This is a genomic window from Prevotella sp. AM42-24, from assembly GCF_003461825.1.
GTDB classification, from domain to species: domain Bacteria; phylum Bacteroidota; class Bacteroidia; order Bacteroidales; family Bacteroidaceae; genus Prevotella; species Prevotella hominis.
In genome coordinates, this window is the sequence record NZ_QTXV01000101.1 from 1 (window position 1) to 6558 (window position 6558).

General features: G+C 48.9%; 11 protein-coding genes. All 11 read right to left on the bottom strand.

All coding sequences use genetic code 11. The features are described from left to right. Nucleotides 1–248, bottom strand: a 248-nt coding sequence (locus DW917_RS15850) for a hypothetical protein (protein WP_147344234.1), incomplete at its 3' end; no start/stop codon positions are given. A gap of 6 nt (nucleotides 249–254) precedes the next feature. Then, complete coding sequence (locus tag DW917_RS15855) at nucleotides 255–713, bottom strand: hypothetical protein (protein ID WP_118120278.1); 459 nt, start codon at nucleotides 711–713, stop codon at nucleotides 255–257. Continuing rightward, on the bottom strand, nucleotides 694–1224 hold the full coding sequence (locus DW917_RS15860) for a hypothetical protein (protein WP_118120280.1): 531 nt from the start codon (nucleotides 1222–1224) through the stop codon (nucleotides 694–696). The genes DW917_RS15855 and DW917_RS15860 overlap by 20 nt, the downstream gene beginning before the upstream one ends. Beyond that, nucleotides 1221–2015 carry a hypothetical protein gene (locus tag DW917_RS15865; protein WP_147344235.1) on the bottom strand — a complete coding sequence of 265 codons (795 nt, stop codon included), beginning with the start codon at nucleotides 2013–2015 and terminating at the stop codon, nucleotides 1221–1223. The genes DW917_RS15860 and DW917_RS15865 overlap by 4 nt, the downstream gene beginning before the upstream one ends. Next, nucleotides 1972–2814, bottom strand: coding sequence for a DUF6712 family protein (locus DW917_RS15870; protein ID WP_118120284.1), 843 nt, complete (start codon nucleotides 2812–2814; stop codon nucleotides 1972–1974). The genes DW917_RS15865 and DW917_RS15870 overlap by 44 nt, the downstream gene beginning before the upstream one ends. Continuing rightward, nucleotides 2807–4204 (bottom strand): hypothetical protein, encoded by a 1398-nt coding sequence (locus DW917_RS15875; RefSeq protein ID WP_118120286.1) that lies wholly within the window; start codon nucleotides 4202–4204, stop codon nucleotides 2807–2809. Before DW917_RS15875 ends, DW917_RS15870 begins: the two co-directional genes overlap by 8 nt. A gap of 2 nt (nucleotides 4205–4206) precedes the next feature. Then, nucleotides 4207–4464: a maintenance system killer protein gene (locus tag DW917_RS15880; RefSeq protein WP_118120288.1), complete on the bottom strand. Its 258-nt coding sequence runs from the start codon at nucleotides 4462–4464 to the stop codon at nucleotides 4207–4209. A gap of 27 nt (nucleotides 4465–4491) precedes the next feature. Continuing rightward, nucleotides 4492–5550 carry a hypothetical protein gene (locus tag DW917_RS15885; RefSeq protein ID WP_118120290.1) on the bottom strand — a complete coding sequence of 353 codons (1059 nt, stop codon included), beginning with the start codon at nucleotides 5548–5550 and terminating at the stop codon, nucleotides 4492–4494. 140 nt (nucleotides 5551–5690) lie between these two features. Then, nucleotides 5691–6002, bottom strand: coding sequence for a hypothetical protein (locus DW917_RS15890; RefSeq protein ID WP_118120292.1), 312 nt, complete (start codon nucleotides 6000–6002; stop codon nucleotides 5691–5693). Next, nucleotides 5999–6268: a hypothetical protein gene (locus DW917_RS15895; RefSeq protein WP_118120294.1), complete on the bottom strand. Its 270-nt coding sequence runs from the start codon at nucleotides 6266–6268 to the stop codon at nucleotides 5999–6001. The genes DW917_RS15890 and DW917_RS15895 overlap by 4 nt, the downstream gene beginning before the upstream one ends. Further along, nucleotides 6265–6558: hypothetical protein (locus DW917_RS17375; protein WP_158570218.1), on the bottom strand; the 294-nt coding region annotated here is incomplete at its 5' end. The genes DW917_RS17375 and DW917_RS15895, both read right to left, overlap by 4 nt.

A 6558-nucleotide genomic window follows, 5' to 3' on the forward strand; every position in this document is an offset into this window, starting at 1 on the left:
TTGCCGGAAACGAAGAGAGAGGCGAGTTTGGCGAGAGCCTTGGAGACAAGACCCTTGGCAAAGGTGATGAGACCTTTGGCGGTATCATCATCAACGGAGGATAGTTTCTCGTCGTTAGGTGCTGCAAACTCGAAGAGAGATAAAAAGGCATTGCCGATGCGCCTTGCCGTGTTAGCTTTTGGAATGCGCTCGTCACGTATCTCCTCGAAGGTTTGCTTGATTTGTTGCTTATCTAATTTTTCTGCCATACCCAATTATATTTTATTGTCAAACATTTGCTTGAAGATGTCTGCCATCAAGCCCAGGTATTCCTCGCCGTAGAACATACCCTCCATGTCGTTGAGTTTCATGATGGAGGCATAGTATTTTTTGTTGAACCATGGTTTGCGCTGACGAGGCTCGCCCAAATGGTGCTTAGCACGGTATTCAGGATCGAGAAAATGAAGGTCGCCAGGGTTGCCATGGTAATAGCCATTGCCTGTGCCAGCCTCTTGATAGAGACCGTAGAGCAGGAATTTGTGGGCTATCATACGAGAGGAACCACCAAAGGAAGTGGTTTGCACACTGTTGAAGAGGGCACCGGTATGCCGGATGCGATAGTGCATGAGTTTTTCTTTCCAGATGTTGACCATCTCTTCTGCCCATCCCTTCTCATAGGCGTAGATGTCTGCTTGTGAGACAGGACGCTTGATGTCATTCGTTCCATTCTTCATAGTTAAACTCCAGGTTTAATGGCTCACTCACGTCAAGATGGAACTCAACGCCTGTGAGACCGTTGATGAAATAGGCACCTATCTCACGGCTGTCTATCTGGTCGCTGAGCATGTAGGTGTATTCTTTGAATTGCCAGTCGTACTTATCGATGACGATTTTGCTCAGAAACTGGCGGAATATCTTGCGGCATGTGTTGAGCTTCTCCTGTCGGTCATTCATGTCAAACTCTTTGTAGCGCATGAGGATCCACACGGTATAAGTGATGACCTTGCGGTAACTACCGTCACCATTGACGGCCACGTTGCCCTCGTTGGTGTCATCGATGACCACAAAGTTTTTACTCTTAGCCATGTTCTGCAGCATACCCTCGAAAGAGAGTGGGCTGCTGCAGGTGGTAGGCATGAAGCCCAACTCTGAGGTAAGCTTGTTTTGCTTGGTGAGATCTCTAAAGTAAGAGAACGCATCAAAGCCCACCTGTACAGAAGGGGTGTTTATCTCTGTCTTAATCATGATTTTTTCAGTTTATCGTTTAACTCCTCGGCCTCACGTGCCTTGGCATCCAACTCGGTGAGCGCACGCCACACATCAGACTTTTCTATTTGTTTCTCCTTGGTGATGTCACCACCCGTGAGCGCTCGGATCTGCGCATTCATAGCCTCCGTCATATCATAGTCGCCTTCTTCAGACGCAGGTTTGAAGAGGTGTGGAAAAGATTTTGAAAAGTTATCTTTTATCCACATGAACCACAAGAACACTCCCATGGTCTCGGATGGAGCACATTTGATGGAGTCAGGCTCTTTGCCCTGATCGTCAAGATATAGTCGGCACGCCATCTCGCGTAGTGGCTCATCGCTCGTCTTATCTGACTTGAGAAACTGTTGGAAGTAGTTATCGCAGACGATATAGTTGATGAGTGGAAAATCATGCAGCTCGACATCTACTGCCTTGTATGGACCGATGAAGTCAAGCCTGTTGTCTGCACCCTTGCCATCGAAGACGAAGTCGAATGCCTCGCACAAACTTTGTATCTGCCAAAGCTGAAGGAAGAAGCGCAACTTCTCACCATTCTCCAGCATAGTCTCGCAGAGCCATCCGTCTTTTTTCTCCTTGAGTACCTTGATACCGCAGAAACGGGCAAAGAGATAGGTGCGCACTTGCCATTCGCTCCAACCTTGTGTGAGCAGGAAGAGCACATAGCGCAGCTGCTCTTGTGTGAGATCACTCCAGGAGTGAGGAGCGTGGAGTTGCAGGCTGCCGTCAGCCAGCAAAGAAGAAGGTTGTGTCATCAGCTTTGTTTTCATACGCTTGCATGTGATTGGCCTTGTAGGCGGTTGAGTCTCTGTATTTGGTGAAGTCATCGAGATGATCTTCTATGAAACGAAGAAGGTTCTCGAATGAGCCATGGGTATCTTGTCTGTCTGTGATATCGCCATTTTGGGGCAGAAACAACGCGATGAAATCGAGTATTTTGAGTTTGGCAGTTCGATGGTTTGGCTCGAATTTAGCCTTGCGCTCCTCGCTTAGCAACTGGTCAATCAAGTCATCGGAGAGCTGCTTGCGAAGAAAATTCTCTGCAGTATCGATGTTAGATCTGAAAGATGCGAGGTCATCGAATGTCGGTTTATGGTCGATATAATAATATTGGCGCAGCAAGACCGGTGACCAAAAGAAAGACCGTATATTGTCAAGTGCTTGCTCTGTCTCTGCCCATCCATCGACACGGCGAAGCTCATTGATCATGTTGTGTCTTGCCATGTCACGTCTGTAGGTCAACTCACGCTCCAGGGCATCGACACGGAATTGCGAGGCGGGCGCGATGTTGTCGTTGCTCACCACGCCGAAGCCATTGTCGGTCATGATGATGTCTTGCGAGTGCAGACGATCAAGGAACGTGGCTATCATGACGTATCTCTCGACCTGCAAGAGTAGGCGTGATCCTACCATGGTTGCATCATTTTCATGATCCTGGCCTATGATATTTGTCACGAGGTCTTGATACGTATCATCAAATGATTCCAACATCTTGTTGAACACATCCTCAGAGGCTGCGCCTACGAATGGTAGGATTGCCTCAAATCTATCAACGGTAATATCAATCATCTGTCTGTGATTTTGGGTTGTTTGAAACTTTCTTGGCGTCCTTGTTCTCGTCAAGGGTGGTAAGCATGATGAGCGGCACGTCTGGATAGACCTTATCCTCCCAGTGGTTGAAATAGATGATAACCCAGTGGACAGTCTCCATGAGATCATGGAAGGCTTTCTCTATCGACTGCTTGAGCGTGAAGAGCTCTCGCTTGTCGGATCCTGAGTTGTTGGTCTGACTCTTGCCAGGAGTAGCACCCACGAGGTTAGGATGGATATTGTCTGCATAACATTGCATATTGTTGCTCTCTGCGATGTCGTCGCTGTAGTCGCCTCCGTCCTTGGAGGTGTCGATGCGAGTAATCTTGACCATGTTGACCTCCTTGCCGTCTGGGGTAGTGTAATATCCCGCCACCCACAGTTTGCCGCTGTTCTCGATGCCAGAGATGAAGGACTTGATTTTTTCTTTTTCCTGGAGCTTACGCTTTTTCTGATCTTCTTGATTGGTGATGTGCTCCTCCTTGAAGATGCCGCGCCAATAGTCGTTGTGGATTTCCACGAGGTAGGGGATAGCGGCATGGTTTCTGAGCTTTGACATCTTGCCGATGGCGATGAGTCGGGAGATATCATACCATTTATCTCTGAAGATAGCACTGTAGTAGGGAACTGGATAGTATTGACATCCGGCAGTAGGGAAACGTGTCACGATGGCAAACACACGCGCCTTAGTGCGAGGACCATTGCCGCCTTGCCGTGACTTCACCTGTCCGCTCTGCCCCTTCAGCCCCATGCGCTCCTGCAGGTCGCCAAGTGGGTCGAGCTCGTCGAGCAATGGGATAGCCTCTATGTTCTCAGGCTCCAGCGCATTGCGCCAATTGGCGTAAAGCACGTATTCGGAGCGACCGTTTTTGCTCTGCGTGAATCTGCAGTAGCAAGCCTCCTTGTGTCGGACGGCCACGATGCGGTCGCCCTTCTTGTTGAGGATGATAGCCGAGACGCAGAAAAAGAAATATTTCATGTCGGTGATTTGCTCCAGGAAGAATCTGCTCAGAGAATTGTGCATCTTGAAGAGATTGACATCCTTGTCGTCGCTTGGCAGTTTGGTTTTGATGTCGTTGTATTGGAATCCAAGACCGTAGCAGGTGAGCACGTTGAAAAGTTTGTTCTGTGCCATCACGCTGCTCTCTCCGATGCTTTTGATGAGCTGGTAGGGTAGAAGGTTGTCTTCACCGAAGGGGATATAGGTGTAGTCTTTGCCATCGCTTGCCTTGACGGTCATCGTGCCTGTGATGCCGTCATCGTCGAAGATGCCAGAAGACTCCACGAAACCGCCCGTAGGGTTATATGCCTGGTAGCTCATCACGTCGCCCATGGTGGCGAAGGTAATGTCTATGTTTTTGTCGTCCATTGCTATAAGTATATTGGGTGATTATTGTATCTGAAGATGAAAACGTCGCGCACCTTGCGCACCTGGTTGTTGACGGGGTTGCGAAGTCGGTGTGTACCCTCTCGCCAGTTAGAGGACGTGACGAGCCAGCCACGGTAGTGGATGATGGATCCGTCGGATGCCTTCCAGCAGTCGATGTCAACAGGCGAGCGGTCGATGCGTGAGATATCGAGCGATCGGCGAAGCTCGTTGATATGTATTGCCTTGCTTGTATCAGCCATATATGCGAAAACTTTAAGGGTGAAACTTTAGTTAAACGTGTCGTCGAAGGAATCATCGAAGATGCGACCTTCGCCCATATTCTTGAACATCACGTTTTGGATGCGCTGTGCATATTGGTAGGTGAAGGTGAACTCTGGCATATCGTCAGCCTCATTGGTGCGCTCTGCCTTGGATTCAGTGATGGTGACTTGCTTGTCTTGTGAGTAATCCCTGAAAAGATAGATCTCGTCGGAGCGCAGCAGGTCTTCGGCGAAGTGAGTCATCGATGGTGGCAGGATGCCGGTGTCGCCCTCGAAGTTGCGTGTCTCCCTGATAGAATAGTTGATTTTCTTGCCTGAGATCACGGCGCTCTTGCGCTCGAACTCTGGTGAGATCTTTTTTTTGCCGAGACAGTAGAAAGTCTCCTGGCATCCGAAGCTGTTGGTAAAGAGCAGCACCGGGTCTGCCACGCTGCCGGTATGATCTATCTGGAACTCTTGTGTGCGCTTGCCCACGGTCACGGTATAAGCGAAGAGATCTCCATATACCTCGTTGTGGTATCTGTCGGGTGATACGTCGAATGTGGTGATGCCATTGACTGTGCGTGTCGGTGTGACATCAGCTGTGAAGGTGGCGGTGTTGACGGTATTAGCATTCTTGATGTATCGCGCCGTGACGATCGCCTTGGTGCTGTCTGAACCAGCTGCATGGAGATATTCTCGATGGCCGAGGCGCGTGAGTTTAGCGCCATCCAGGAGTGACATGAAGTATCGGTCGAGGAATGTTGCCGCCGACATATCGATGTCAACGGTGGCATAGTAGGCGGTGATGCTGCCGCTTGACCATGAGGCAGTTTCTGTCTCACCTGTGTGCTCGGTGATGGAGATTGAGAAAGTGGCAATCACAGTCGGGCGCACCGCATCGGCTATGAGCGTGCCGAGATCGTAGATGGTGATGTTGCCGGAGACGGGGTAGTATGTCTCGCTGAGCAGTTCTTCTCCTGCACAGGTGATGGTGACGGTTGCGCTGTCGCCACCTATCGAGAAGGAGAAGGTGTCGAGCTCACTGGTGAAGAGTGGTGATGTTGGTTTGGTGGCTTTTATCATGTCTTATCTTTTTTTTCGTGCAAAGATAACAAGGTAGGGGAGAAAATAAAAATACGAGACCGTCATCACGACGACCTCGTATGTTATCTACTTTCTGGTAGAAAAGTAGTCAATATAGAAAAAAATGACTGTATTTCTTGTTATTCAGACATGGTATCCTTGATTATCCAGACGAGCCTGCCACCCTCAATCTGCATCATCTTATATCCATGCTCTACCATGTATTCTGTGATGGTAGAGATAGAGGCAAAGACCATCTCTTTGATGGCATCCTGTATATCCTTGGAAGAGAGGAAGTCAACGTGCTGATCATTTTGATCATCACATGGACCACTGCCTTCTAAGTAGGCATCAAGGGCTATTGTCACATAGTCAATCTTTGACTCTCGCTCCTGCGGCTGTGGCTTTTGCTCATTGTCGTAGGCAGCAAAGCCTATCGGTCGTTTTTTCATACCTTACCTCCTTTGGCCTCCAGGGCTACGTTGATGGTCTGAAAGAGGTCGCTCATGCGCTTGAAGGCGTTGAGCATGAGCAGCACCTTGCCGGGACCTCCGAAATCGTCCACGCTGTTGGTTACTACCTCGTCTGATACAAGTTTGTCCTGTATGTAGTTGAGGTTCTCGATGAAGTTGTTGAGTTGGTCAACGTTCATCATATCCACGAGCGCATTCCATACTTCCGTTGTCATGCGCAGATCGGTAGCATTATTCTCATTCATTTTATTGTCTGTTTATGTAATTTGTACATGGCCAATGTCATCTTGTATGGCATAGTCTTGAAACTCAGGTATGGAATGTAGAAGAAATGATTGCTCTGCCATCTGATAATGTTGCCGTGCTTATCTACACTCTTCCAGACCGCAGCTGATGATAGTATTCGGTCTGAATCGCCATAGAAGCGAATCTCCGCTTCGGCAGCTTTAGTTTGCTTGCACCACTTCGCAAGAAATCGGAAAGTATCAATTTGCTTGCGAGAGGGGAACGGCTTTTTACCTTTGCGCTTCATCAC

Coding starts and splice junctions, on each gene's coding strand:
- DW917_RS15860 (WP_118120280.1), bottom strand. CDS start 1,224: ATGATTAAGACAGAGATAAACACCCCTTCTGTACAGGTGGGCTTTGAT.
- DW917_RS15885 (WP_118120290.1), bottom strand. CDS start 5,550: ATGATAAAAGCCACCAAACCAACATCACCACTCTTCACCAGTGAGCTC.
- DW917_RS15890 (WP_118120292.1), bottom strand. CDS start 6,002: ATGAAAAAACGACCGATAGGCTTTGCTGCCTACGACAATGAGCAAAAG.
- DW917_RS15855 (WP_118120278.1), bottom strand. CDS start 713: ATGAAGAATGGAACGAATGACATCAAGCGTCCTGTCTCACAAGCAGAC.
- DW917_RS15865 (WP_147344235.1), bottom strand. CDS start 2,015: ATGAAAACAAAGCTGATGACACAACCTTCTTCTTTGCTGGCTGACGGC.
- DW917_RS15895 (WP_118120294.1), bottom strand. CDS start 6,268: ATGAATGAGAATAATGCTACCGATCTGCGCATGACAACGGAAGTATGG.
- DW917_RS15870 (WP_118120284.1), bottom strand. CDS start 2,814: ATGATTGATATTACCGTTGATAGATTTGAGGCAATCCTACCATTCGTA.
- DW917_RS15875 (WP_118120286.1), bottom strand. CDS start 4,204: ATGGACGACAAAAACATAGACATTACCTTCGCCACCATGGGCGACGTG.
- DW917_RS15880 (WP_118120288.1), bottom strand. CDS start 4,464: ATGGCTGATACAAGCAAGGCAATACATATCAACGAGCTTCGCCGATCG.